Annotated in this window: 20 protein-coding genes and 1 riboswitch; of the genes, 15 read left to right on the top strand and 5 right to left on the bottom strand. The window is 55.6% G+C overall.

Features of this window, described 5'->3' with window-relative positions:
- Positions 1–49: 49 nt before the first annotated feature.
- Entirely contained in the window at positions 50–1,813 is a 1,764-nt protein-coding gene (locus GEOB_RS00700; RefSeq protein ID WP_012645246.1) for a sigma-54-dependent Fis family transcriptional regulator, read from the bottom strand.
- Positions 1,814–2,548: 735 nt separating this feature from the next.
- On the opposite strand from GEOB_RS00700, the gene GEOB_RS00695 reads away from it, so the two are divergent.
- From GEOB_RS00695 to GEOB_RS00660, 8 genes are all read left to right on the top strand, one after another.
- Complete coding sequence (locus GEOB_RS00695) at positions 2,549–4,378, top strand: PEP-utilizing enzyme (protein WP_012645245.1); 1,830 nt, start codon at positions 2,549–2,551, stop codon at positions 4,376–4,378.
- 24 nt (positions 4,379–4,402) lie between these two features.
- Positions 4,403–5,536: a PEP/pyruvate-binding domain-containing protein gene (locus GEOB_RS00690; RefSeq protein ID WP_012645244.1), complete on the top strand. Its 1,134-nt coding sequence runs from the start codon at positions 4,403–4,405 to the stop codon at positions 5,534–5,536.
- Between the two features lie 54 nt (positions 5,537–5,590).
- Complete coding sequence (gene ppcB, locus GEOB_RS00685; RefSeq protein WP_012645243.1) at positions 5,591–7,093, top strand: phenylphosphate carboxylase subunit beta; 1,503 nt, start codon at positions 5,591–5,593, stop codon at positions 7,091–7,093.
- A gap of 67 nt (positions 7,094–7,160) precedes the next feature.
- Positions 7,161–8,417, top strand: coding sequence for a Tm-1-like ATP-binding domain-containing protein (locus GEOB_RS00680; RefSeq protein WP_012645242.1), 1,257 nt, complete (start codon positions 7,161–7,163; stop codon positions 8,415–8,417).
- A 29-nt stretch (positions 8,418–8,446) separates the two neighbouring features.
- Entirely contained in the window at positions 8,447–8,917 is a 471-nt protein-coding gene (locus GEOB_RS00675; protein ID WP_012645241.1) for a CBS domain-containing protein, read from the top strand.
- A 54-nt stretch (positions 8,918–8,971) separates the two neighbouring features.
- Positions 8,972–9,577 (top strand): UbiX family flavin prenyltransferase, encoded by a 606-nt coding sequence (locus GEOB_RS00670; protein ID WP_012645240.1) that lies wholly within the window; start codon positions 8,972–8,974, stop codon positions 9,575–9,577.
- 60 nt (positions 9,578–9,637) lie between these two features.
- Entirely contained in the window at positions 9,638–10,570 is a 933-nt protein-coding gene (locus GEOB_RS00665) for a SphA family protein (RefSeq protein WP_012645239.1), read from the top strand.
- 123 nt (positions 10,571–10,693) lie between these two features.
- The gene (locus tag GEOB_RS00660; protein ID WP_012645238.1) at positions 10,694–11,263 is read left to right on the top strand and encodes an HD domain-containing protein; all 570 of its coding nucleotides are present in this window, start codon (positions 10,694–10,696) and stop codon (positions 11,261–11,263) included.
- Positions 11,264–11,359: 96 nt separating this feature from the next.
- On the opposite strand, the gene GEOB_RS19150 is transcribed toward GEOB_RS00660, so the two are convergent.
- Positions 11,360–13,300: a PAS domain S-box protein gene (locus GEOB_RS19150; RefSeq protein WP_012645237.1), complete on the bottom strand. Its 1,941-nt coding sequence runs from the start codon at positions 13,298–13,300 to the stop codon at positions 11,360–11,362.
- A gap of 423 nt (positions 13,301–13,723) precedes the next feature.
- A riboswitch (cyclic di-GMP riboswitch) is annotated at positions 13,724–13,800 on the top strand.
- A 69-nt stretch (positions 13,801–13,869) separates the two neighbouring features.
- Here GEOB_RS19150 and GEOB_RS00650 point away from each other — a divergent pair.
- The 3 genes from GEOB_RS00650 (at position 13,870) to GEOB_RS00640 (ending at position 16,651) form a co-directional block, all read left to right on the top strand.
- The gene (locus GEOB_RS00650; RefSeq protein ID WP_012645236.1) at positions 13,870–15,189 is read left to right on the top strand and encodes a L,D-transpeptidase family protein; all 1,320 of its coding nucleotides are present in this window, start codon (positions 13,870–13,872) and stop codon (positions 15,187–15,189) included.
- 90 nt (positions 15,190–15,279) lie between these two features.
- Positions 15,280–15,600 carry an Lpp/OprI family alanine-zipper lipoprotein gene (locus GEOB_RS00645; protein ID WP_012645235.1) on the top strand — a complete coding sequence of 107 codons (321 nt, stop codon included), beginning with the start codon at positions 15,280–15,282 and terminating at the stop codon, positions 15,598–15,600.
- A gap of 79 nt (positions 15,601–15,679) precedes the next feature.
- Complete coding sequence (locus tag GEOB_RS00640) at positions 15,680–16,651, top strand: L,D-transpeptidase family protein (protein WP_012645234.1); 972 nt, start codon at positions 15,680–15,682, stop codon at positions 16,649–16,651.
- Positions 16,652–17,078: 427 nt separating this feature from the next.
- Here GEOB_RS00640 and GEOB_RS00635 read toward each other — a convergent pair whose 3' ends face one another.
- The 3 genes from GEOB_RS00635 to GEOB_RS00625 are packed head-to-tail and all read right to left on the bottom strand — an operon-like array spanning position 17,079 to position 20,369.
- A complete protein-coding gene (locus GEOB_RS00635; protein WP_230198998.1) occupies positions 17,079–18,122 on the bottom strand; it encodes an HAD-IA family hydrolase in 1,044 nt (347 codons plus the stop codon).
- Positions 18,109–18,612 carry a pyridoxamine 5'-phosphate oxidase family protein gene (locus GEOB_RS00630; protein ID WP_012645232.1) on the bottom strand — a complete coding sequence of 168 codons (504 nt, stop codon included), beginning with the start codon at positions 18,610–18,612 and terminating at the stop codon, positions 18,109–18,111. Before GEOB_RS00630 ends, GEOB_RS00635 begins: the two co-directional genes overlap by 14 nt.
- Positions 18,612–20,369: a sigma-54-dependent Fis family transcriptional regulator gene (locus GEOB_RS00625; protein ID WP_012645231.1), complete on the bottom strand. Its 1,758-nt coding sequence runs from the start codon at positions 20,367–20,369 to the stop codon at positions 18,612–18,614. Before GEOB_RS00625 ends, GEOB_RS00630 begins: the two co-directional genes overlap by 1 nt.
- Before the next feature lie 517 nt (positions 20,370–20,886).
- Between GEOB_RS00625 and GEOB_RS00620 the strand changes: the two genes are divergently transcribed.
- From GEOB_RS00620 to GEOB_RS00605, 4 genes are read left to right on the top strand one after another with little or no spacing between them, the layout of a single operon-like run.
- Positions 20,887–22,137: an MFS transporter gene (locus GEOB_RS00620; RefSeq protein ID WP_012645230.1), complete on the top strand. Its 1,251-nt coding sequence runs from the start codon at positions 20,887–20,889 to the stop codon at positions 22,135–22,137.
- 30 nt (positions 22,138–22,167) lie between these two features.
- A complete protein-coding gene (locus GEOB_RS00615; protein ID WP_012645229.1) occupies positions 22,168–24,009 on the top strand; it encodes an FAD-dependent oxidoreductase in 1,842 nt (613 codons plus the stop codon).
- 47 nt (positions 24,010–24,056) lie between these two features.
- Positions 24,057–24,809 (top strand): cytochrome b N-terminal domain-containing protein, encoded by a 753-nt coding sequence (locus GEOB_RS00610; RefSeq protein WP_012645228.1) that lies wholly within the window; start codon positions 24,057–24,059, stop codon positions 24,807–24,809.
- A 23-nt stretch (positions 24,810–24,832) separates the two neighbouring features.
- On the top strand, positions 24,833–25,354 hold the full coding sequence (locus GEOB_RS00605) for a cytochrome b family protein (protein ID WP_012645227.1): 522 nt from the start codon (positions 24,833–24,835) through the stop codon (positions 25,352–25,354).
- The last annotated feature ends 2 nt before the right edge of the window (positions 25,355–25,356 follow it).

Here is a 25,356-nt window from a genome sequence, read left to right as displayed (position 1 = left end):
GCCCCATCGACCTCAAACAAGCCCGGTTACTTGTCCGGGTGCTTTCAATTCAGCCGGCTGTTTCCGACTGCTTGACCCGCTGTTCGCGGGGAACAGGGATTGCCGGCTCAGCAGGTTCATTTTCGCGGAGATTTCCCAATCTGTATGCAAGCTGGCGTCTGGTCAAACCTAGTTTTCTGGCAGCTGAAGCAAGGTTGCCACTGCTTTTAGCCACTGCGGTTTCAATGAGCATCGCCTCCACCTGATCCAGTGTCATGACACCATTAAAAACCGCCTCACAAAGATCTTTGCCGTAATCCCAACCGTTGGCCCCAAGTGAACCGTTGTTATCAAGACCTATTTCAAGGCCATGTTCTTCGCCGCTTGCCGAAAACATCTGCTCCAACTCGATGCGAGTGCCGCTTGGTGCCAGAATGACGCCGCGTTCGATCATGTTCTGCATCTCACGGATGTTTCCCGGCCATTGATAGGAAAGGAGTGCCCGCTTGGCCTTATCGGTGAAGCCGCGCAGTTTCTTGCCATGGATCGCCGAATATTTCTCCAGAAATCGTTTGGCCAGCAGCGGAATATCCTCCTTACGCTCCCTGAGCGGCGGAATGTTGATCTGGAAAGCATTGAGGCGGTAATACAAATCGGAACGGAATCTGCCTTCCTTGACCAGCTGTCTCAGGTCCACGTTGGTAGCCGCCACCAGCCTCACATCGACCTTGCGGGTTTTGTGATCGCCTATCCGTTCGATTTCCCCTTCCTGCAACACGCGCAAGAGTTTGGCTTGCGCCGAAAAGGGCAGATCGCCGATCTCGTCGAGAAACAGGGTGCCACCGTTTGCCCGTTCGAAGCGGCCGGCGCGGGCAGTCATGGCGCCGGTATAGGCACCCTTTTCCACGCCGAACAGTTCCGATTCCACCAGGTCGTGGGGGATGGCCGCACAGTTGATGGCAATGAAAGATTCCTTGCTGCGGGCACCGCTATTGTGCAAACTGCGAGCGAATACTTCCTTGCCGACTCCGGTCTCCCCAAGGAGCAGCACCGTGATCTGGCTTTTGGCAGCCTGCTGGAGCAATTCATATGCGGTGCAAAAGATCTTCGAATTGCCGACGATGTCGGAGGGGAGCTTTTCCTTTTTGTTTATGGCAGAGCGGAGTTGCACCACTTGGGTTTGCAGGTCCATCAGCTGTTCGGCAATGGACTCCCGGTTGAAAAGACGCATGTAGTCGGTGGCATCTTCCCATTCATCAATGGGCTTGCCGATAATGCGGCAATTATTCTTTCCCATGCCGACACACTCAACTTCCTTGTACAAGATCGGCCGTCCCATGAAGGCTGTGGAGTAGCCGCAAGCATAACCTATTTGACTCCAGCAGACCGGCTCCCCATTGGTGCCGAAATGGCGCTTGTGCCATTGGCCTTCCCATGAATTTTCCCAAAGAAATTCGCCATAGAAGCTTCCCGCGGTACGATCGAATTCGATCTTGACCGGTGTCACTTTTACTTCCCCCTCCAGCATATGCAGCTTCGGGCCGGTCATGAAAAGTTCCATGTCGCTTGCGCCCTCGAATCGGGTCCGGGCAAGTTCAGCATCGTGCATACCCGCCGCATAACCCATGCGGGTAAGCAATCCCTGTACGCGCTCCATGCCGAGCGTTTCGATCAACTCCCGGCGGAGCGTTGCCTGAGCCTCGGCATGGACCAGGAGCATGCGATGTTCGTGCAGCCATATGTGGCCGGATTCCATGCAGAAATGCACCCGTGCCCGCAGGTCTCCATCCTTTGACTTGCAGTCGGACTTGCCGGTACGCCACCCCTTGGTCATAATTGTCACCTCTCCATCTGCCGGTAGCCGCAGATACCATTCTTTTTCAACATTATTTATAACATTGTCATACCAGCAACGATTTGGAAAAGGTGCCTAAAAACAGCATTGCAGCCGGACATCACCATCGACTGCAGATTCAATTCTTGACTGCAAAACGATTATATCTGCTTATTCATAAAACATAGTTATAATAACATTCGCTTTATTTTCATGCAAGGGACAAAACAATGGCTGCCGGCAAAATCGGATCCCTGCTGCTGATTGCCTGTACAGTCCGGGCCAAATCCAGCTCCCACCCAATACCGCTATTTATCGGCCATTAGACACTTTCTTCCATAATCTCACCCGGCTTTGTCACAGTCAGTGAAGTCGACAAAAATGTCCAACACCCCTGCTCGCCACCGGGAAAATTTACAAAATGGTCAATTGTCCACGGAAGGCCACACAAGCAGGACCCCTCACAAACGTGCCTCCGCAGATTAATTTATCGGCCTTCTGATTCGTCCAATATCCTTATTAAACAAGCAATTAGTCCAGTTGATCTGTGCAGCAGGACTTGGTTTTCAATTTAGCAAAACAATGTTTGGCATATTCGGTGCTCTTTTAACTGAAAACGTTGATTAGCATTCAGAGCTCATGAGGACAATGCTTATTTTATAAAACAGGGTTTGTAGATTATCAAATTTGTCGTTCCGATCCACTAAACTATACGACAATGGGGGGAGACACGCGATGAAGTTTCCAAAGCCACACGAGGTTAAGGACATTCCCGGGACAGAAGGTTGGGAAAGGATGTATCCGTACCAGTACAAGTTCGTCACCGACGACCCTGAACGCAAGGCTTACGAAGAACAGGCATTCTGGTTCTACGATGGACTCCATTATCCCGAAGCCATCTATCCCTTCGACACCATCTGGGATGAGGCCTGGTACCTGGGCTTGTCCCAGTACAACAACCGCATCTTTCAGGTACCACCGGTGCGCGGCGTCGACCACCGGATCATCAACGGCTATGTCTATATCTCGCCGGTGCCGGTCATGGACCCGGAGGAGGTAGGCAGCAGGGTCCCGAATTTCATGGAGCGTGCCGGTTTTTACTACAAGAACTGGGCTGAGCTGGAAGCCAAATGGGAAGTAAAGATGAAGGCGATCATCAAGGAGATCGAAGAATTGCCGATCCCCCGCCTCCCCGACCTGGAAGACATCACCGTGGTAACCGAGGGAATCGGCGAATCCAAGGGCTTTCACCTGCTCAAGGCCTATGACGACCTGATCAACCTGGGCATCCAGTGCTGGCAGTACCACTTCGAATTCCTCAACCTGGGCTATGCCGCCTATGTCTTCTTCCTCGACTTCGTGCAAAAGCTCTTTCCGAGCATTCCGTTGCAACGGGTCACCCAGATGATTGCCGGTGTCGACGTGCTCATGTACCGGTCCGACGATGAATTGAAGAAGCTGGCGAAGAAAGCCGTCCAACTGGGGATTGACCAGATCCTGACTTCGCGCACGGAGTGGACGGATGCCAAGGCGGAGCTAAAGAAAAACCCGAAGGGAAAGGAATGGCTCGCTGCCCTGGAAGAGGCCCGTTACCCATGGTTCCACGTCTCCACCGGCACCGGCTGGTCGCACAGTGACAAATCATGGAACGACGACCTGAATATTCCCCTGTCCGGGATCGCCACCTACATTAACCAGCTTAAGCAGGGCATCGACATCGAACGGCCGGTGGAAAAGGTGCGTGCCGAACGGGACCGGATCACCGCCGAGTACCGCGACCTGATCACCTCCGACGAGGACCGCAAGACCTTCGATGACCTGCTCGGCACGGCCAAGACCGTCTTCCCCTATGTGGAGAACCATCTGTTCTACGTGGAGCACTGGTTCCATACTGTCTTCTGGAAAAAGATGCGGGAAGTGGCAGCCATCATGAAAGAACACGGCATGATCGAGGATGTGGAAGATGTCTGGTATCTGCGCCGCGACGAAATAAAGCAGGCCTTATGGGACATGGTCACCGCCTGGGCAACCGGAGTCAAGCCGCGCGGCACCGCGGTGTGGCCGAAGGAAATCGCCTGGCGCAAGGGGGTCATGGAGAAATTCCAGCAGTGGAGCCCGCCGCCGGCAATCGGCACTGCCCCTGAAGTAATCAAGGAGCCTTTCACCATCGTGCTCTGGGGGGTAACCAACTCGTCCATCACCGATTGGTCAGAGGTGCAGGACGCCACCGATCCGGACAGCATCACCGCCCTGAAAGGATTCGCCGGCAGTCCCGGCATTGTGGAAGGCAAGGCGCGTGTCTGTCGCAATGCGGACGATATTCGCCTGTTGCAGGAGGGGGAAATCCTGGTTGCACCCACCACTTCGCCTTCCTGGGCGCCTGCCTTTGCCAAAATCAAGGCCGCCGTTACCGATGTGGGGGGTGTCATGAGCCATGCGGCAATAGTCTGCCGTGAATACGGCTTGCCGGCGGTGGTCGGCACCGGGCTCGGGACGAAGATCATCAGGACCGGCATGATGCTCCGGGTCGATGGTTCCACCGGCCTCGTCACAATCGATCGCTGAGTTATTTCGATGAAAGGAGATTTGATGATGACTGACACGGCGAAAGCAAATATGGGGAAGTCTGGGAATACGGCAAACAAGGACCTGCCCATGGTCTGCTGGTTGGAGGAATGCAGGAAGGATTCGGTGCCGCTCGTCGGCGGTAAATGCTCTTCCCTCGGCGAGTTGATCAATGCGGGAGTCCGCGTGCCTCCAGGTTTTGCCCTCACCACCGAGGGATATCGGCACTTTATGGCCGATGCGGGCATCGACCGTGAAGTGCAGGCCCGGCTGAAAGGCATTGACTCCCAGGACATGGATGCACTGGAGAATGCCAGCGCCGGGATACGAGAAATGATCGAGGCTCAGCCGTTTTCCACGGAAATTGAAGATCTGGTGGCAGAAAAATACCGCAAGCTGGCAGTACGCAGCTGTCTGCCGGCAGTACCGGTTGCTGTGCGCTCCAGCGCCACGGCCGAGGACCTGCCGGGGGCCAGTTTCGCCGGCCAGCAGGATACCTATCTCTGGGTCCGTGGGGCAGATGAGGTTCTGCACAACATGCGCCGCTGCATCTCCAGCCTCTATACGGGGCGGGCCATCGCCTACCGGATCAACCAGGGGTACGCGGACGAGCAGGTGGCCATCAGCGTCGGCGTGCAGAAAATGGCCAACTCGTTTACCGCAGGGGTGATGTTCACGCTTCATCCGGGCAACGGCGACCGTTCGGTGATCGTCATCGACTCCAATTACGGTTTCGGCGAATCGGTGGTCTCAGGGGAGGTAACCCCCGACAACTTCGTCGTCAACAAGATCACCCTGGACATCTTGGAGCGGACCATTTCCCAGAAGGACATCTACTACACCGTCGACCAGAAGACACAGGTATCCCGCGCCATAGAGGTGCCCTTCGAGCGGCAGAAGGTGCAGTCGTTGATGGACGACGAAATCACCGAGCTGGCCCGGATGGGCAAGCTGATCGAAAAGCATTATGGCCGCCCCATGGACATCGAATGGGCGGTGGACAAGGACCTTCCCTTCGGCGGCAACATCTTCATTCTGCAGGCGCGGCCGGAGACGGTCTGGAGCCAGAAACAGCAGCCGCCAGGTGCCGTCAAGGGAGGCGCTTCGGCAATGGATTACATATTGGCCAGCATGCTCGAAGGAAAACGCCTGACCTGAAGAAAACACTATAGGAAGCCATTATAGCTTTCAAAACCAAGAACAGGAGGAAGTATGAGCACAAATCCAAAGGTAAAACCCATCAACGACATCCGCAGTTATATCGCAGCCCTGGAAGCCCAAGGGGTCATGCATCGCGTCAAGGCCGAAGTAGACTGGAAATTCGAACTCGCCCACGTATCCAAGGTGAACGAAGAGCAGAAGGGTCCGGCATTGCTCTATGAGAATGTCAAAGGGCACACTATCCCGGTCTTCACCAGTGCCTTCACCACCCCCGAACGTATCGCCATCTGCCTGGAGCAGGACCCGTCCCTCACCATGTGCCAGCTTTCCCGGAAATGGATGGAGCTGACCACCAAGCAGATGATCAAGCCCACCTTCGTCAAGAACCCGCCGGTAATGGAAAACATCATTCCGGAAGAAGCAGTAGATCTGGAAAATTTCCCGGCTCCCTGGTTCTATCCCGATGACGGCGGCCGTTTCTTCGGTACCTCCGGTTACCTGGTGACCCAGGACCCGGATACCGGCTGGACCAACCTGGGCACCTATCGTTCGCAGATTCTGGGCAAGAATATCCTCGGCTCGCAGATCATCAGCGGCAAGCACGGCGATTTTCACATGAAGAAGTACCAGGAACGGGGCGAGAAGATGCCCGTCGCTTACGTGGTGGGGGGTGATCCGATACTGTTTCTGGCCTCCTCCACCCTGGTCAGCGCCCAGACAGATGAGTATGACGTGGGGGGCGCGCTGCGCGGCCGTCCTATCGAGGTTTTCAAATCCGATCTTACCGGACTGACCCTGCCGGCCAACGCCGAGATCATTGTCGAGGGATGGATGGACCCGGAGGAGTTGATGGAGGAAGGGCCGTTTGGCGAGTACACCGGCTATTACTCGGGCAACAAGATGAAGGACTATCCCAAGCCGGTGATCCGCGTCAAACGGATCATCCATCGCACCAAGCCGATTTTCTGGTCAACCACGGTCGGCAAACCGATCAACGACACCCACATGGTCCAGTCCATCAACCGCACGGCAACATTGTGGCACGATTTGGAAACCATGAAGGTTCCGGGAATCCAGAGCGTCTACTTCCCGGCTGCGGCCACCGGCCGTTTCTGGGTCATCGCCTCGGTAAAGCAGATGTATCCGGGGCACTCGAACCACGTGGCCGATGCCATCAACGGCAGCACGACCGGCCACTACGGCGTCAAGGGAATCATCATCGTCGACCATGACATCGCCGCAGACGACATGGACCGCGTCTGGTGGGCGCTGGCCACCCGTTTCGATCCGAAGCGCTCGGTCCAGGTCATCAACCGCGGCCGCTCCACCCCGCTCGATCCCGGTCTGCCCATCGAGGCCCGCGATGTGGTCAGCCGCATCATCATGGATGCCACCACCCCCTACGAGTGGAAAAACAAGCCGAACGAGATCTTCATGGATCGGGCGGTACTGCAGAAGGTTTCCGATCGTTGGAACGAGTATGGCTTCAGCGGGGTAAGCCCGGTGGCCGAAATGATCCCGCGCCTCACCCGGCCCGAAGTGAAGAAAAAGTGACCATGCAGCGGCAGGCGGCTCGCAACGGCCGCCTGCCCCTATCTGCACGAAAGGGAGGATCACACACATGGCCCAGAAAAAGGGTATCGTCATCATCTGTAACCTGGATACTCGGGGTGAGGATATTATCTTTGTCAAACATCTCATCGAAGGGCGGGGGCACCAGGCCTATTTCCTCGATTTCAGCATGGAAGAACCCCCGCCGTTCCAAGGGGACATAACCTGCGAGGAGGTCGCCGAACGCGGCGGCATGACCATTGAAGCGGTGAGGGAATGCTATCGCTCCGATCGGGACCGCGCCATGGAAAACCAGATCAGGGGCGCCAGCGCCATCGTCGGCGACATGCTTGAAGCAGGAAAAGTCCAGGGGGTATTTGGCGTTGGCGGCGGAACGTCCTCCCTGGTCGGCACCAGTGTCATGAAAGGTGTGCCCTTTGGCATCCCCAAGCTCATGGCATCCCCCATGGCGGCGCATCCGGTCTACGTTGGCAAATACGTTGGTACCCACGACATAACCATGCACCACACGGTGCTCGACATCGTCAAAATGAATCCGCTGCTCAAGGCCCAGATCACCAACGCCGTCGGCGCCATCTGCGGCATGGTGGAGATGACCCAGGGCACGGACATCCAGTTCGACAAACCCTGCGTTGCCATATCCTCCTTCGGCTTCGGCGAAATGGCAGTGCAGGCCGCCCTCGACATGCTGAATGAGGCCGGCTTCACCCCTATTGTCTGCCACGCTCAGGGCAAAGGGGACAAAGCCATGGAGGATATGATCCGCGCCGGCGCCTTTCACGGGGTGCTGGACATCTGTACCGGCGGCATCGTCGAAAACCTCTTCAATGGCAACCGTGACCCCGGCCCCGATCGGTTGATGGCAGCCGTGGAGGCCGGTATTCCCATGGTGCTGGCCCCCTGCGGTCTGGATATCCTCTCCTACGGCGGCCGGCCGGATATGCTGGAGAAGACGAAGGATCGGCCCCAATACGTGCAGGACTCCCTGAGGGTTCAGGTGCGTACCACCGCCGAGGAGCTGCGTCAGGCCGCAGATGTCATCGCCGATCGGCTCAACCAGGCTCGGGGAGAATGGACCTTTCTCATTCCCTTGCAGGGCTGGTCATCCCAGGACATCAAGGGGAGGATCATTTACGACCCCGCTGCCGATGCCGCCTTTGTCGCCCGCCTGAAGGAGAAAGTCGCCGAACCCCACCGGATCAAAGAGGTAGATCTGCACCTGTACACCTCGGAATTTGCCCGAGCTGCCGTCGATGAGTTCGTGCGGTTGTATGAGGGATCTCCGGCAAGAGCAGTGGCCCAGTGAGCAAAACCTGTTTAAAAGGAGAGTGTGCGATGATCGTGCGCAATTGGATGCAAAACGACCCCCTGACGATTCCCAGCGACATGCTGGCTTCGGAAGCAAAGCGGGTACTTATCGACAATAACCTGAATTCGTTGCTGGTCGTGGATAATGGACAGTTGCGCGGTCTGGTGACCCGTCACAACATGATGCGCATGGGGCACTATGTGACGCGTACCCAGAACCCGGATGAAGTCAGCTTTTTCATCAACCGGCTCAGGGTCAGGGACATCATGGTCCGCAATCCGGCGACGGTCAATGCGGACGACACCATGGAGCATTGCCTGGATTACGGCAAGAAACTGCGGGTAGCCCAGTTTCCGGTTATGGAAAATGGCGTGGTGGTGGGGATCATCTCCGCCACCGAAATCTTCCAGCTGGCCGCCCATCTGTGCCGCAGCCTGGAAGCAGGAACCCTCGGAAAAGCACCGCGGCGCCAGACTTCCGTTCAGGCCTCGCAATAGGAATTGCCGGATTGCCAGACCCAGCCGGTAATTCATGCAAAAAGGAGCAATATCATGAGCCTTCCATTGGTAGTGGCAATCACCGGCGCAACAGGCGTGATCTATGGGGTGGAGATGCTGAGCGTGCTGAAAAGCCTCGGTCAGGAAACCCACCTGATCGTCAGTGACGCGGCGGCCAAGAATCTGGAGATCGAAACCTCGTACACACTTGAGGATGTCAAGTCCCTGGCGGATGTGGTCTATGACAACAACGACATCGGCGCCTCGGTAGCCAGCGGTTCGTTCCGCACCAGCGGCATGATCGTCGCCCCCTGCACGGTAAAAACCCTTTCTTCCATCGCCAACTCCTTCACCTATAACCTGGTGGTGCGGGCCGCCGACGTTACCCTCAAGGAGCGGCGACCGCTGGTGCTGATGGTGCGTGAAACTCCATTGCACAAGGGACACCTGGACCTCATGTCGCGCGCTGCCGACTGCGGGGCAATACTACTGCCGCCGATGCCGGCGTTCTACCACAAGCCCGAGTCGATCATGGACATCATCCATCAGAGCATCGGCAAGGCCCTGGACCAGGTGGGCATCGAGCATAACCTTTTCACGCGCTGGAACGGGCATGACCGAAAGGAACAACTGAGGGAAACACTGCGAATCGCCACGTGAGACTGCTATTTGAGCAAATGCACTATTCAACCAGGCGCAATATCAATCAAGAGGACTACAATGATGGCATCAGCATATAAACACGTTTTCCACATGCTCAGATTTCTTGCCGTTTTTTCTCTGCTGTACGCCGGCCCGTGCTGGGCAGGAGGTGGACAGCACTACCCCAATGGAGTCGAGGACTTTGCCGTGGGGGCACTCCCTCCCCCCGGTGTATATCTGGTCAACTACCTGATCCTGGCCCAGAAGAGCAGCCTCAGGGACAATTCGGGGAACGGCCTGCCCGCCAATTTCAAGGCCGACGTGGTGGCCGAGGTACCACGCCTCATCTACGTGAGCCCTTATAAAGTGTTGGGAGCCAGTTGGGGTGCCCAGGCATTTCTCCCCTTTTACAGTGCCGACATCAAGAGTGACTCGGCAGCCATCCCTCCACTCAATTTTGATTCCAGGGACAAGGGGATTGGCGACATCATCTTCAGTCCCCTGGTCCTCGGCTGGCACTTCAGTCCGGAGCTCCACGCGGTTTTTGCCCTGGATATGTGGGCACCTACCGGCAATTATGACAAGGATCGGCCTGCCACCACCCTCCTCTCCAAGAACATCTGGACCTTCGAACCGGTTCTGGCCGTCTCTTACCTGAAGGAAGGCTTCGACATCTCTGCCAAGCTAATGTACGACTTCAACACCAGAAACAGCGACACGAGCACTGACCCTGGCCAGGAGTTCCACATGGACTGGGCATTGGGCTATGGCCTGAAGAACGGCCTGACTGGCGGCCTGGTCGGTTACAACTACTGGCAGACCACCGAAGATGAAGTGAACGGTGTCTCTAAAACCAGCGATAAAAGCCGGGTCGGAGGGATAGGCGTCGGGATCAAGTATTGGCCGAAACAGGGGCCATTCACCATGACCCTCAAGCAGTACTGGGAGTATGGCGCCCGCAACATCGCCACCGGCAACCAGACCCAGTTCAAGATTTCCTATGCTTTTTAGGCAATTGCCTTCAGGAAAGGACCCGTCAGGCCTGATTTGAACCACGTTCCCCCTCAAAAATCCCTTTGAGGGGGAACCTTTCCTCAACAACCGTTGTCGCAATTACAGATCACGGGTGAGTGCATGGTAAAATTACCGATCTACGAAAAAATATACGCCCTGGCCAAGCCGTATCTGAATACCCGCAAGAACGACATCCACGTGGAGATTTCCCATGGTTTTGCCTGGCGGTTGCTTGAGGATGAACCAGGAGACCCTGAGGTTGTCATACCGGCTATACTCTGTCATGATCTGGGGTGGATAAAGCTCACGGAAGAGCTGCAACTGAAAGCGTTCGGCCCCGGTTTCGATCCGGATCTGCGACGGATTCACGAAGTGGAAGGGGTAAAACTGGCGAGGGGTATCTTGAGCCGCCTGGACTATAATCCGCAAAAGACCATCGAGATTCTCCATATCATCGACGGTCATGATTCCCGCATTCAGGCGATTTCAGACAGCGACAAGATCGTCAAGGATGCCGACAAGCTTTTCCGTTGCACCGCAACCGGCCTGGCAATAGACATGGAACGGTTCCGTCAGGAGAAGGGTCCGTACAGGCAATGGATCACGTCGCAGATTGACAGCTGGTTCTTCACCGAAACAGGCACCCGCCTGGCTTGGGCAGAGTTGAAGCTGGCCGGGTTTTCTCCCTGAACTGGCCGGGCTTCATTGCACATGTAAGCTCCTGTGATCCATTTTGGTCGAAACTGTCAAGAAGGGCACCTATTTTTTCCCCTGTCTTTTTCTCATCTAAACAATTTTGAAGATGATCATGGTGACGTCGTCCGTACGCTTGAAAAGCATCGACTCCTGCAGTACCGCCCCCATAATCTCTTTTGGATGCAGGCCGCAATGGCTCTCGATAACGCGGCAGAGCCGATCAGTGCCGAATTGTTCACCCTCTGCGTTCTCCGCCTCGATGACGCCATCGGTATAAAGAACCAGAATATCCCCCGGCTCCAGCACCGTCTCCTTTTCATCAAAACAGACAGTCTTTCTAACCCCCATGACCAGACCATCGGCATCCAGATCGATAAACGCGCGCTGTCTGCAGCGATAGAGAAAGGGATGGTTGTGTCCTGCATTGGCGTAGGCCAGGGTGGATCTCTGGGTGTCAATCCGCACATAGAACATGCTGATGAGCAACTCTGTCCGTGAAAGGTCATCGTAGAGCAACTCATTTACCGCTGCGAGAAGGTCCCGTGGGGACCGGCTGAGATTCACCTTGGCGTGAAGCACGCTGCGCGTGACGCTCATCAACAGCGAAGATCCGATACTGTGCCCCGTGACATCGGCGATGACGGCATCGATAATGCTCTCATCAAGGGCAAAAAAATCATAGTAATCGCCCCCCACCTGCGCTGCAGGAATACAGCAGCAGGTCATGAGCATCCCCGGAAGTGATGACGGGCACTCGGGGAGGAAGGATTGCTGGATCTGTTTCGCTATGTCCAGCTCCCTGTTTATCATGGCGTTTTCCACCATGGCGGCCGCTGCCTTCTTCTGTTCGGTTATGTCCCGGCCGATGGTCGATACGGCTATCACCTTTCCCAGGGCATCCCTGACCGGCGAATAAGTAACGGACATGTTGATCAGGGTCCCATCTTTCCTTCTACTGACGATCTCGAAATGTTCTATATGCTCCCCCTGTCTGACCCGGTCATGGACATGGAGAAGCTGGGCTGCATTTTCGGGAGGGACAAGCATGGTAACCGGTTGGCCGCGAACTTCGCTCTCGGAATAACCAAAGATCTTTGCGGCGCCCTTGTTCCAACTGGTGATGATGCCATCCACCGTTTTGCCGATCACGGCATCGTCGGAAGCTTCGACGATGCCTGCCAGCCGCTCGTTCTTTTCCTCGGCAAGCCTGCGGTTCGTAATGTCGGAAAAGCTGCCGCGCACCCCCAGGTATTCTTCATTGTCGGCGAAAACCGGGAGACAGATATGATGGACCCAGCGGATATCGCCGTCCGGACGTACCATGCGGAGCTCCACATCGCTCAACGCCTTGTTTTTTGCAATATCGTGACGATGATTGAGCCACATTTGCCGGTCATCCGGATGTAAAATCCTGATCAACAAATCGGCATCGGCGATGAATTCCTCGGCACGATGACCGCTGATGCGCAGGCAGGAAGGAGATGTGTAGAGAAACCGACCGTCGGGAGCCAGCCAGAACTCCCAGTTATAGGTATTGTCGGCAACGATCCGGTACTTCATCGCAACATCCCGCAAGGCCTGCTCCGCCCGCCTCCGCTCAGAGATATCCCGCCCCTCGGGAACGAGCAGCACCACGTTCCCCTTTTGGTCCTTAACCGGTTTCAGGGAAAAATCCACAAAAATCATTTGACCATCGCCGGTCATATGGGTCGTTTCGAAGCGGACGAACTCACCGCGAGCCGCATCCCTGACGGCCTGGCGCAAACGTTCCTGCTCAATGGAAGAATGGACCCACCAAGGGGTTTCCCAGAAGGGCTTGCCGATCACCTCCGATTCATGACCCGTGATGGAACGATGCGCAGTCTTGTTGATCTTGATCAACGTTCCGTCCGGCTTCAGAAGCCCCATCAGCTGGAAAGCCTCATTGAAAACGACCTGCAGCAGGGCAAAGCTCTGCTGTGACGTCTCATCTTCAAGGCGGTGTTTGCTTCCGATCCTTTTCAAAAAATCGTCGAGGATTTTCCTTCCCATTGGCTGGCATCCTTATTTCCCACGGAGGGTGATCAAGTCTCAATATCTCTTTCCCGGTCCTCCCAGGAGTCTGTCGGACTTAGGGATCGAAGCGAGAGAATGGAAAATCGAGGACGGATATTTGGAAATTTGAGAGCGAATAGTGGACCTATTTGTCGAAAATTTACGGAGATCCGGACCGATTTGCCATTTTCGCAGCCGATTCATTCTAAGTCCGACAGACTTCTGGCATGGGACAAGAGTATACCGCTTTTTATTAGAAGGCGCTAGGAGTCATTCTCCTTTCCCTCCTCAACCAATCCTGATCCATTCGCCCTTCCATTGGTGTCATTTGCCGACGCACCGTCGCTGGCAGCATAAATTTAAAAAACATTGACACCGGCGCACAGAAATGGTAGCAATGCCGGAAATTATTCGAAAGATAGACGATAATACTCAACCATTTGCAAGAATGGGGCGGAAAGCCTATAGGGTCTTACTGAGACAGCCGGGTTGCCGAAATATCACAAGATATTAGGTCCCGGCTTTTTTGTGGTCTAAACATTGTTGAAAGGTGCCTCATTTAACCCATGTGCCTAACCGTTGACCTGTCATTTTCATCCAATTTCCCGCTTCGCCTGATGGCCCTGTGCATGGTCATCCTATCTCTCAATGGATGCGTTGCCATGCAAAGGGCCCAGGAGGGGCCATCCACCTTTCCGGGTCAATTTGCAAAGGAGGTGGAAAAGAACAGGTTTCGCGTTGTCCTGGGCGACGACGTCATTGGCCGGTTGGGTGTCATGGAGCTTGACGAGGGGGATACCCTGCCGGATGTGGCACGGCACTTCAGCTTGGGAGTCACGGCAATCAGTGCCGCCAATCCGGGGGTGGACATATGGGTGCCCAAGGCAGGGGAGCAGGTAATTCTGCCGTTGCGGTTCATCCTGCCAGACGCTCCCCGCAAGGGCATCGTCGTCAATTTGGCCACCATGAGACTCTTCCACTACAAGGGGGACAACAACGCACTGGTGGTGACAACCTACCCGGTCGGTATCGGGACCAAAGAGCGTCCTACCCCCATGGGTCAGATGTTCGTGCAGCGCAAGGTAAGCCGGCCGACCTGGTATGTGCCTGCTTCAATAGCAGAGGATCATCGAAAAAAAGGAGATCCTCTGCCCGCCCGTGTTCCGCCCGGACCTCTCAACCCCCTGGGAGAATGCGCGCTCTATTTGAGTAAACCCAGTTACCTGATTCACGGCACCAATAAACCGGCCAGCATCGGTCTTAATGCATCCAATGGCTGCCTGAGACTCTATCCGGAAAACGTGAAGATGCTCTACGACGACACCCCGCTCAAGACACCGGTTGTCATTGTCAACCAGCCCTATCTCCTCGGTCAGGATAACGGCGTCCTTTACCTGGAAGCCCATAAGCCCCAGGAAGGCTCGGGCGCTCTTGAATTGGAAAAGATCTATGCGAAACTGAAATCCATAGAAAAGAGAGGGGCACGCACCCTTGACTGGAAAAAAATCAAGAATGTACAGGTCGAGGCCCGGGGGATTCCCGTTCCCATCGAGATGAGTCAAGAGGATGGAGAGGAGGCAGGGAAACCGATAGAGGTTGAACATCCGGTAAAATTATATGGCAAGCCGGAAGTACCCGGACTGAAATCGGATGCGTGGTATGTCCTGGCTGCTAAAATGCGGGATGAAATCGAAGCTCTGAGAATTGCCGCCATTATCAACCACCAGGGGCCACCGATCCCGGCACGGGTGTTATCAAAGAGCGATGGTCACCGGGTAATCGCCGGTCCCTTTGACGATATCTCTGCCGCCAAAGATGCGATCAAGCGCTTGAAAATCGACTTGGAGATCGACGGCATATTGATCGAACCTGAGAAGAAGATATAGTCGCCCCTTCCCAAGGTGGGGAGATATGCGAGCTTTACGCGTTCCCTCTTTTTGCAGAGGGAAATTTCAACAAAAAAGGAGGAGTTAGCAATGAGGAAAGGTCTTTTGGTTATCGCAATAGGGCTTGCTTTTACCGCGCTGACGGGATGTGCAACAACCGGTGAACTGGAGAAAGTGCAGGCGCAGGAACAGCTGACCGGTGCCAAAGCTGATCAGGCCATTCGAGATGCACAAGCTGCCAAGGCGGCAGCCGATGCAGCCAAGCTGCAGGCCGATGCTGCCGCAGCCCGCGTCGAAAATGCGGTAAAGATGGCAGAGGAAAGGGAAAAGGCAGCTGCGGAACGGGAAAAGGCCGCAGATGAAAAGGCGGCGAGAGCTGAAGCCATTTTCCAGAAATCAATGCGGAAGTAAGGTCTACGGATCATGCAATTGGCAGGGTCGCAAAGCCCTGCCAATTCTTTATCTAACAAGGTGGTCTAGGGGTCTGGACGTGCGAACGGGTGAGCGTGTCAAATCAAAATCGGACAGGATATGCCATGGCTGCATCTGCGTCATTATGGCCCTGATCTGCGGCTGCAGTCATTTCAGTGAAGAATATAAAGCCAGGCCGACCTTCGAAGAAGCGAATAAATTATTCAGCCAGGGCAGTTACCACACCGCTCTCACCAAGTACAAACAGATCAAGGAACAATATCCCACCATGGGGGACAGGGTTCTGTTCGAGATGGGCGTTATTCATGGGCATCCACAGAACGAGCAGAAAGATTATGAAAAAGCCCTTGAATGTTTTCAGAAACTCGTAAGGGATTACCCAGGCAGTGGCTACCGGCAGGACAGTGAGATGATGATGTTTTATATCAACAATGTCACTCTCAAGGACGGGACGATTGCGGCACAGCAGAAACAAAACGAGACACTCCGGCACGAGGCTGCAACGCTCCGGCAGGAGGTGAAAGATAAGGAGAATGAAATTACCCTGCTACAGAAAAAGATCGAAGGGCTTGAGCAGAAGATCTCTGCCCTGACGATTCAGAAGGTGACTGCAGACAGGATTCTGATAGAAAAAAAACAGCGGCGATTGACCTTATTCTCCAAGGGCGAGGTGCTCAAAACCTACCGGATAGCCCTGGGAGGAAATCCGGACGGCCCGAAAGAAAGGCAGGGAGATAACAAGACCCCGGAAGGAACCTACTTCATCGATTCAAGAAACAGGGACAGCCGTTATCACCTCGCTCTCCATATTTCCTATCCAAATGAGCGGGACAAAAGGCGGGCAAAAGAACTGGGTGTTGCACCGGGAGGAAACATCATGATCCACGGCCTCAAGAATGGTTTCTCCTATGTTGGCGATCTGCACACCAAGGCCGACTGGACCAAGGGATGCATTGCCGTAACCGACGAAGAAATAGCGGAAATTGCCAAGGCAGTGCCGAACGGTACGGTGGTGGAGATACGGCCGTAGACGGTCTTTTTTTAGGCATCGACACTTTTCCTCATCCCTGGCCGTACCTGCGTGCCGACCCTTCAAAAGGACCACCTTCCAAGCCCTCGAAGGCAAACAGATTCAATACTTGATTTTGCCATAACAGGTTGCGATCTACCTCGCTCAAAGCTGCCTCATCGCAGACCTTTCATCCTCAATGCAGTCAATCTGCCGTTCCACTATTTCGAGAGCCTCTTCTTCGTTAAGCAGAAAATGCAGAGCTGCCTCCATGCAGGTGATTATACGGCTTGAGCTGTTATTATCCACTATCTGCATGGCTTGTGAGGCGACCCGTGCATTGTAAGTGCAGAAACAATCCCCTTTCGCTGGTTTACTGCAGTTATTTGGGCGCTATTACATGGCGGGACTTGTTGCGGGAGCTACTTCTCTCGGACCTTATTTTCGCTCAGGCGGCTTCTACTATGGCGGGCAGATTCATATGGGAGGAGATCAGGCGGTCCGGGTATTGGGACGATAGGGAGGCGCTGTCGCCTGCCCCGGTTAGTACACCCACGGCATAGACGCCGGCTGCACGGCTTGCCATGATGTCTATCGGCGCATCTCCCACGTACAGGGCGGCAGCAGGTGTGACATTGAGCATCCCGAGGCATTTCAGGATGCCTTCGGGATCAGGCTTTCTCGTGGGCACATCAGGGCCGAGCACCACTGCGTCGAACCGATCCAGGATCCTATCCGGCCTTAGCAGTTCCAGTACTTCCTGTCGCGCGCCGCTGACGATGCCGAGCTTGATCCCTAGGCTCCTCAGCGCATCGAGGGTCTGCATGATCCCTTCAAACAGCCTGCTATGTTCCTGAAGGATTCGCGGCCACTCCCGGTAAGCCTGGGCGGCTATGGCTTTGACGACCGCATCCACATCACTCCGGTCCTTGGGCACGGCGCCTCGCCAGAAGCTGCTGCCGTTGGCCAGCGCCGTTCGCACCTGCTCCTCCGTCACCTGGAGGCCGAAGGGTGCGGCCGCAACCTGCGCCACCTGGATATATGCCTCGACCGAATCGACCAGTGTGCCGTCCAGATCGAATAATACCGCTTTAACGGCAAGGGGGCGGCACAACTCCACACTGAGCTGCGCTGCCGGGGCCAGGGCAAGATGCCTGCGGATCGGCAGCGCTGCAACCAGTTCCACCTTGTTGCGTGGATAGTCTGCAACTTCGGGCAACAGCACTGCGGCAGGGATATGCCCCATCACCTGCACCGGATAGCAGCGTGCCCGGCAAAAGCCGGTATCGGGCGGCTCCAGGGAATGGCCAGGCATATCCTGCCACTGTCGCCAGCGAGCCAGATTACTGTCATCATCAAGGGTCAGATTGAGAGTCCCGGGAAAGGGATCGATGCCGACGGTATCCATGAGCCGGCAACGCACCCAGTCGAGCTTGGTAAACGCCGCACCCCGCCCCAGTCCGTCGGCCAGGCGTCCTTCAAGCACCATCATTGCCTCCGGATTTCCCCCCGCCATCCGGAAGACCTAAGGCAAGTTCGTCCCGGTGGCCCAGTCCAAGAGAATTGTCGATAAAATAAAGGCGGTGGGGAACGACCTTGTACCAGCTCACCTTGGCCATGGCCTGAACAATGGCTGCCGGAGCCTTTGCCAGCAAACCGACCAGGGGAAATTTCTCTCCGTAGAGGCTGCGGGCTTTTTCTTCTTCCGCACCGGAAATCTTGCTGGCTATCCCCTGGATCTGCACCCCTTTGATTGCCAGCCAATCCACCTGGTTCTCCTGGATAGTCACGGCAACGCATGGATTGTCCGTCAGATCGAGACAATGCCGGCTGGTGGGCGATGACAGAAAGTAAAGAGTATAGCCGTCGTTCGCATAGAAGATCGCTGCCCCCCAAGGGCCGTCATGGCCACAGGTGGACAGGTTTGCAACGTGATGGTCCCGCAGGTACCGTTGTACCCCCATGCCCAGAGTGTCTTTCATTACAGATTACCTGCCGCCAATTCGTCGGATGATGAGAGGGTAACGCCTGAAGGTTGTGATTCAGTGCCATTCAGGCGCTTTAGACGATAGGCCAGTTGCGGCCTGGTCACACCGAGCACCCGGGCGGCGGCGGAAAGGTTGCCGTTTGCTTTCTTCACGGCTGCTTCAATCAGTGCGGCTTCGGCCTGGTCCAACGTCATGCTGCCGTTCAAGACCTCATCCTGGAGATTCGTTTCGCTTTCTGTCTGGTTCATACCGAGACTGCCGTTGCTGTTGAGCCCGAACTCCGGGCCTGGACTATCGGCGCTCCCCGAGAACATCTGTTCCAGCTCGATTCGGCTGCCGTTAGGGGCCAGGATCACCCCCCGCTCGACCATATTCATAAGTTCCCGGATGTTGCCCGGCCATGGATAGGCCAACAGCGCCCGCATGGCCTTGTCGGTGAAGCCGTTGATCTTCTTCCCATGAACGGCTGAATATTTTTCCAGGTAGCGATTGGCAATGATGGGGATATCCTCCTTTCGTTTGCGCAAAGGCGGGATTTCTATCTGGAAGGCATTGAGCCGGTAGTATAGATCTGAGCGGAATTTCCCTTCCTTGACCATCTGCTTCAGGTCAACGTTGGTAGCCGCCACCAGCCGCACGTCGATCTTCCGCACCTTGTCGTCACCCAGCCGCTCTATTTCCCCTTCCTGCAGGACACGCAGGAGTTTTGCCTGTGCCGAGAGGGGCAAATCGCCGATTTCGTCGAGGAAGAGGGTCCCCTCATGGGCCCGTTCAAAACGGCCGGGACGGGCCGTCAGTGCGCCGGTATAGGCACCCTTCTCCACGCCGAACAATTCCGACTCCACCAGGTCCTGGGGAATAGCAGCGCAGTTGATGGCAATGAAGGACTCGTTACGCCGGGCTCCCCTGTTGTGCAGAGCGCGGGCGAATACTTCTTTTCCCGACCCTGTCTCCCCCAGGAGCAGCACGGTAATCTGCGTAGCAGCGGCCTGTTGGCACAAATCATAGGCAGCTCGGAAGGCGGGAGAGTTGCCGATGATATCAGAGGGGATTTTTTCTTTTTCCCCTATTGCCGAGCGTAGTTGCACCACCTGGGTCTGCAGGTCGATGAGCTGTTCGGCGATGGATTCCTTTACGAAGAAGCGGCTGTATTCTGAGGCATCATCCCACTCCTCCAGCGGTTTGCCGATGATGCGGCAATGGCTCTCCCCCATGCCGGAACACTCCACCTCCTTGTAAAGGATCGGGTGCCCCATGAAGGCAGAAGCATAGGCACAGGCATAGCCGACCTGGCTCCAGCAGACCGGCTCGGAGTAGTTTCCATAGTAGTGCCTGTGCCATTCACTTTCCCAAGAATATTCCCAGATGATGTCGGCATAAAAACTCCCGGCATTGCGGTCGTATTCCAGCGAGATGATGGTGGAACGGGCGATTCCCTCCAGCATGTGCAGTTCCGGACCAGCCATGAATGCTTCCACATCGCCGTCGCTCCCGGGACGTGTACGGGCCAGTTCAAAGTCACGCATCCCTGCCGCATAGCCCATGCGAGTCAAAAGCCCCCGCGCCCGGTCCATGCCGAGTGTATCGATCAATTCCCGCCGCAGCGAGGCCTGGGCTTCAGCATGAACGAGAAGCATGCGATGTTCATGCAGCCAAATCTGGCCGGTTTCGGCACAAAAACGCAAACGCGCACGCAGGTCGCCGGTATTAGTGTCGCTGACAGTTCTGGTTTTGCCGCTTTGCTTGTACATAGCTCATCCTATAACTATGTTTTTTTATTATCGGAAAAGGTCCTGGCAGAAGACCGACAGCACCGCAGGCCGGCACATTAGCCCGTTTTTTGTCAAGGACGGCTGCTATATTTAAAGTAACATTGTTATATTACATTGCCAACTATCTCCTTGCAAGGGAGAAAAATTCACGAGGCCACGGCAACGGTTTACCATGGGAACCAGCCCGGTTTTACCAATTGGTAAAAAAACATTCCCCCCTCATCAGCATAATTCACCAAATGATCAAAAATTCTTTAGTCCGCCCTCCATTTGCCAGAGCCCACCTGCCTCCCATTTTTCCTCTTTTAGACAAGTAAACTTAATATTTTCAGCTGGTTGCCACATTGTCACAAATAATACAACACTGTTTTGGCATATGCCGTGCTTTTATAACAACAAACTCGCAAAGGTTTGATCAAATCGACAAAATTAAAAGAACGATGTTTTAATAAATTAAATGGAACTTTGCAAAACAATCAACAAACCGAGGTGAAGCATGGGAATTGTCGAAAAGCATTCCAGTTATAGATGGCTTGTGTTGTTGGCGGGATGCCTGGCCATCTGCACGATTTACATGGACATGATTGCCTATGCCCCAATACTGGGAGAGATTGCAAAAAAACTCACTATTGAAATGGGCGCCGCCACCAATCTCATGATGGGTTTTGTCTTATCCGTGGCCTGCGTTCTCATTTGGGGCGGGGTTGTCTGCGACAAATTCGGCATCACGACAGCCCTTGTCCTTGGTCTTTTGTGCTCAACCCTGCCGACGGCAATCATTCCATGGATAGGCGGCAATTATGCGGCGGTGATGATGGCCCGGCTTGTTCAAGGGGCATCGGTTGGATTTGTCTTCGCCACCATCGGGCCTATTCTTGCCCTCTGGTTTCATCCCAGGGAACACGGAATGGCCAGCGGCCTGCTGATCGGCTCAATCTCCCTGGGCTGTGCAATCGGTGTTTTTGCATCTCCAGCGGTTCTCGGAATGACAGGAAGCTGGGAAAAAACGATCTTCACCCTGGGAATTCCCGGCTGGGCGGCAATCCTTCTCGCTATCATTGCCACCCGGAAAAATCCTCCACAAATCAGCACTGAAGAAGCCATTTCCTCCTCCGACACCCCTCCCACCTCAATGAGTTTTATGGATGCCCTTGCCTGCCCCATTACCTGGCTGGGGTCCCTGATCGTCTTCTGCAACGCCTGGGCGATGTACGGTCTTTACAACCTTGTTCCTCCTTACCTGGCGGCCGATGCCCCGATGGGACTCGGCCTCGGGGCTGCCATGTCCGGCAAGCTCTCCATTGCCGTCACCATCATCGGGCTGTTCGCCACCATTTTCGGCGGTCTTTTTTTCGACAAGGTGGCCAAGGGAAATTCGCGACTGGCCGCGATCATCGGTTTTCTCATCTCCGCCTGCGTCATCGTCATTCTCCTGCCGGCGGTCTCCAAAAGCATCACAGTCCTGGCACTCTGCCTTCTCGTTGTCGGCTGGGGCATCCCCTTCATGGGCCCATCGATCAGCGCATTCATCGCCATGAACTATCCCCCCGGCATTGTCGGCAGGATGATCGGCTGGTGGTTCGGCTTCGGCACCTTCGGCGGTGCGGCGGGCCTATACCTGGGCGGCATGAGCATCAGCAAATCAGGCAATTTCTATCTGGCGATCAGCATGATCTCCATAGCGTCCATGATCGGCGTTTTACTGTCCCTGTTTTTGAAAAGAACCCTGAAACCGACAGCCGCGTAGCTCCAGGTAAGAGTAGAGGAGGAGAAGAACATGGGAAACCTCAACGGCAAGTATCAGGTAAAGATTCTAGGGATCGAGGATTATCAGGCCTTGACGGCCTGTCAAAGCGCCTGTCCTTTGGGAACCGATACCAAGAGGTACGTCAGAGCCATTACCGAAGGTGATTACGAGAAGGCCTTCCTCATTGCCAGGCAGACCAACCCCCTGGTCTCTGTCTGCAGCAGGGTCTGCACTGCTCCATGCGAAAAGAACTGCCGGAAAGGGGCAGAGGGAAGCCCGGTGGATATCCGGGCACTGAAGCGTTTTGCCTGCGACCGGCATGGCGTGGCCTCACCCGCTGCTGTCGCCGAACGGCTCGATGAGTTCTCCCAGTGGGATGAATGGATGAGCGACCGAACCGGCAACAATATCCTGACCATGTCAAGGTGGCTGCAGAAGGCCAAGGAGAAAACGGGGGACACGAAGCTTTCTCCGCGGGTCGCCATCGTTGGCTCCGGCCCGGCAGGCCTGTCGGCTGCCCATGACCTGGCCCTGCTCGGTTACCGGGTGACGATTTTCGAGGCCGCCCCGCAACCCGGCGGCCAGCTGATGACCGGCATCCCCGGTTTCCGCCTGCCCAAGGAGATCGTCATGGAGGAGATCGAGGCGATCCTGAAGCTTGGGGTGGAGCTGAAGCTCAATAGCCCCATCGGCAGGGGCGTATCCCTGGCCGACCTCCGGCAACAGGGCTACGACTCCATCTTCATCACCATCGGTCTCCAGGACCCCCTGAAGCTTGCCCTTGAAGGCTCTGAATTAAAGGGTGTCTACACCGGTATCGATTATGTGCGTGACCATGGCCAGATGACCATGGGGAAGAGTTGCGTGGTCATCGGCGGCGGCGGGGTGGCCATCGACTGTGCCCAGCATGCCCTGCGCCAAGGGGCGATACAAGTGGCCATCGCCTGCCTGGAATCATGGGAAACGATGCCTGCCAGCCTTTCGGACAAGGAAGATGCCCAGGAAGAGGGAATCACCTTTTATCCGTCCCTGGGACCGCAACGGGTGGTGGGACAAGAGGGGCGCGCGACCGGGGTGGAGTTTCTCAAGGTAAGCTCGGTATTCGATGCGGAAGGCAAGTTCAATCCCACCTTTGTTCCGGACAGCACGACCATCCTTCTGGCCGACACAGTAATCCTGGCGGTGGGACAGTCCTCCACCCTTCCCTCCCTCTCCGGCATGGAGGGTCTGGAGCTGACGCCAAACGGCCTGATCCGGGCCAATGACGACCTGTCGACCAACCTGCCCGGAGTCTTTGCCGGGGGAGATGACCGCTGGCGTTTCGGCAGGAATGCCACCGATGCCATTGCAGACGGGCAGAAGGCGGCTCGCGCCATCCACGGTTACCTGAGCGGCAAAGATCTGCAGGTCAGAAAGAAAGCATACATGCGGACGGTGGCCCCGGATTTTCAGAATACCCGCTGTGAGACCATCGCCTCGGTCAAGGTGCCGAAACGGGAAGCGGGCGAACGGATCAGGACCCAGGAAGAGATCACCCTCGGCTTTGCCGAAGAACAGGCACGTCAGCAGGCTGCCCGATGCCGGCAGTGCAGTATCCAGACGGTCTTTGACCGCTCCCGCTGCCTCCGTTGCGGGACCTGCGTCGATACCTGTGTCAATGGGGCACTGAGGCTGGTCCGGCTGGCGGATATTCAGGGGGACGGCAATCTGGAGAAGCTGACCGACGCCCTGGAGAAGTCATCCGGCAAGAAAGGGATGACGGCCATCATCAAGGACGACAGCCGCTGTGCCAGCTGCGGCATGTGCGCCCGCCGCTGTCCCGGAGGAGCGATAACCATGGCCGAGTTTTACTGTCAAGAGGAATGGGAATAACGGTTTTAATACAACTCCCCCCATGGGGATTTTAGCGGGAGAAGATCATGAGCGAATCGACCTACAGCATTATGGACTCTATCAAGCACCTGCCGAAAAACATCAAGGAATCCTTCGTCCGGCGTGAAGCGGGAACCCCGGAGCAGGAACAGGCCGCCAACGTATTCGGCAACGTCTTTCTCCATCTTCATCCGGTAAGGGTGCATGTGAACGCCCTGCGCCCCGGTTATACCCTGGGGCTCGGGCTGATCTCCTTTTACCTTTTTCTCATTCTGGTCCTTTCCGGGATCCTGGTGATGTTCTATTACACCCCGTCCACGGAGCTCGCCTACCAGAACATGAAGGATCTGGAATACGTGGTCTCCTTCGGCGTGGTATTGCGCAATGTGCACCGCTGGTCGGCCCATGCCATGGTCGCCCTGGCCTTCCTGCACATGTGCCGGGTCTTTTACACCGGTGCCTATAAGGCTCCCCGTGAGTTCAACTGGGTGATCGGCGTCTGCCTGCTGATCGTAACGCTCTTCCTGAGTTTCACCGGTTACCTGCTTCCCTGGGACCAGCTGGCCTTCTGGGCTGTTACCGTCGGCTCGAACATCGCCTCCTACATGCCCTGGATCGGCGACAAAGTTCGCTTCCTCATGCTGGGTGGCAATGAGGTGGGTCAGATGGCGCTCTTGCGATTTTACGTACTTCATGTTGCGGTGCTGCCCCTGATTGCGGCGGTGCTGGTGGGAGTTCATTTCTGGAGGATTCGCAAGGATGGAGGGTTGTCCCGTCCGCCGAGCCAGCTTGAAGACTAGCGAAAGAACTGAGGAGGCAAACCATGCAAGCAATTAAAAAAGAAGAGATTTTTCCAAAAGACACCAATAAGACCTATTCCCTGATGGCAATTGTGGAGGGGGAATCCTTCCACGTGGAAAGAGGCCCTGAAGATACGGTGCAGACCTGGCCCCACCTGTTGGTGCGCGAGCTTCTGCTCTTCCTGGTGGTGTTGGTCGTCATTCTCGGCGTCTCGCTGCTCTTCAACGCCCCCCTTGAAGAAGCGGCCAATCCGCTGCACTCGACCAATCCGGCCAAGGCGCCCTGGTATTTCGTCGGTATCCAGGAACTGGTCAGCTATTCGGCCTTTCTCGGCGGGATCGTGGTGCCCATCGGCATCGTAGTGGGCCTGCTGCTGCTCCCCTATCTGGACAGGAATCCCAAGGGTACCGGTGTCTGGTTCTCCCGGGATCGCAAGCTGGCCAACCTTTTATTTACCGTTTTTGTCGTTGCCATGGTCGTTCTGATCATCATCGGCCAGTACGTCCGGGGACCGAACTGGGTTATGCACTGGCCCTGGTCGTAATG

The organism is Geotalea daltonii FRC-32 (genome assembly GCF_000022265.1).
GTDB lineage: Bacteria > Desulfobacterota > Desulfuromonadia > Geobacterales > Geobacteraceae > Geotalea > Geotalea daltonii.
The sequence above is the reverse complement of the archived record's forward strand: the minus strand, read 5'-3'. Positions and strand labels throughout refer to the sequence as shown.

What these genes read in the sequence shown, in the direction of transcription:
- GEOB_RS00700 (WP_012645246.1), bottom strand. Translation starts at nt 1,813, where the DNA reads ATGACCAAGGGGTGGCGTACCGGCAAGTCCGACTGCAAGTCAAAGGAT.
- GEOB_RS00695 (WP_012645245.1), top strand. Translation starts at nt 2,549, where the DNA reads ATGAAGTTTCCAAAGCCACACGAGGTTAAGGACATTCCCGGGACAGAA.
- GEOB_RS00690 (WP_012645244.1), top strand. Translation starts at nt 4,403, where the DNA reads ATGATGACTGACACGGCGAAAGCAAATATGGGGAAGTCTGGGAATACG.
- ppcB (WP_012645243.1), top strand. Translation starts at nt 5,591, where the DNA reads ATGAGCACAAATCCAAAGGTAAAACCCATCAACGACATCCGCAGTTAT.
- GEOB_RS00680 (WP_012645242.1), top strand. Translation starts at nt 7,161, where the DNA reads ATGGCCCAGAAAAAGGGTATCGTCATCATCTGTAACCTGGATACTCGG.
- GEOB_RS00675 (WP_012645241.1), top strand. Translation starts at nt 8,447, where the DNA reads ATGATCGTGCGCAATTGGATGCAAAACGACCCCCTGACGATTCCCAGC.
- GEOB_RS00670 (WP_012645240.1), top strand. Translation starts at nt 8,972, where the DNA reads ATGAGCCTTCCATTGGTAGTGGCAATCACCGGCGCAACAGGCGTGATC.
- GEOB_RS00665 (WP_012645239.1), top strand. Translation starts at nt 9,638, where the DNA reads ATGATGGCATCAGCATATAAACACGTTTTCCACATGCTCAGATTTCTT.
- GEOB_RS00660 (WP_012645238.1), top strand. Translation starts at nt 10,694, where the DNA reads ATGGTAAAATTACCGATCTACGAAAAAATATACGCCCTGGCCAAGCCG.
- GEOB_RS19150 (WP_012645237.1), bottom strand. Translation starts at nt 13,300, where the DNA reads ATGGGAAGGAAAATCCTCGACGATTTTTTGAAAAGGATCGGAAGCAAA.
- GEOB_RS00650 (WP_012645236.1), top strand. Translation starts at nt 13,870, where the DNA reads ATGTGCCTAACCGTTGACCTGTCATTTTCATCCAATTTCCCGCTTCGC.
- GEOB_RS00645 (WP_012645235.1), top strand. Translation starts at nt 15,280, where the DNA reads ATGAGGAAAGGTCTTTTGGTTATCGCAATAGGGCTTGCTTTTACCGCG.
- GEOB_RS00635 (WP_230198998.1), bottom strand. Translation starts at nt 18,122, where the DNA reads ATGATGGTGCTTGAAGGACGCCTGGCCGACGGACTGGGGCGGGGTGCG.
- GEOB_RS00630 (WP_012645232.1), bottom strand. Translation starts at nt 18,612, where the DNA reads ATGAAAGACACTCTGGGCATGGGGGTACAACGGTACCTGCGGGACCAT.
- GEOB_RS00625 (WP_012645231.1), bottom strand. Translation starts at nt 20,369, where the DNA reads ATGTACAAGCAAAGCGGCAAAACCAGAACTGTCAGCGACACTAATACC.
- GEOB_RS00620 (WP_012645230.1), top strand. Translation starts at nt 20,887, where the DNA reads ATGGGAATTGTCGAAAAGCATTCCAGTTATAGATGGCTTGTGTTGTTG.
- GEOB_RS00615 (WP_012645229.1), top strand. Translation starts at nt 22,168, where the DNA reads ATGGGAAACCTCAACGGCAAGTATCAGGTAAAGATTCTAGGGATCGAG.
- GEOB_RS00610 (WP_012645228.1), top strand. Translation starts at nt 24,057, where the DNA reads ATGAGCGAATCGACCTACAGCATTATGGACTCTATCAAGCACCTGCCG.
- GEOB_RS00605 (WP_012645227.1), top strand. Translation starts at nt 24,833, where the DNA reads ATGCAAGCAATTAAAAAAGAAGAGATTTTTCCAAAAGACACCAATAAG.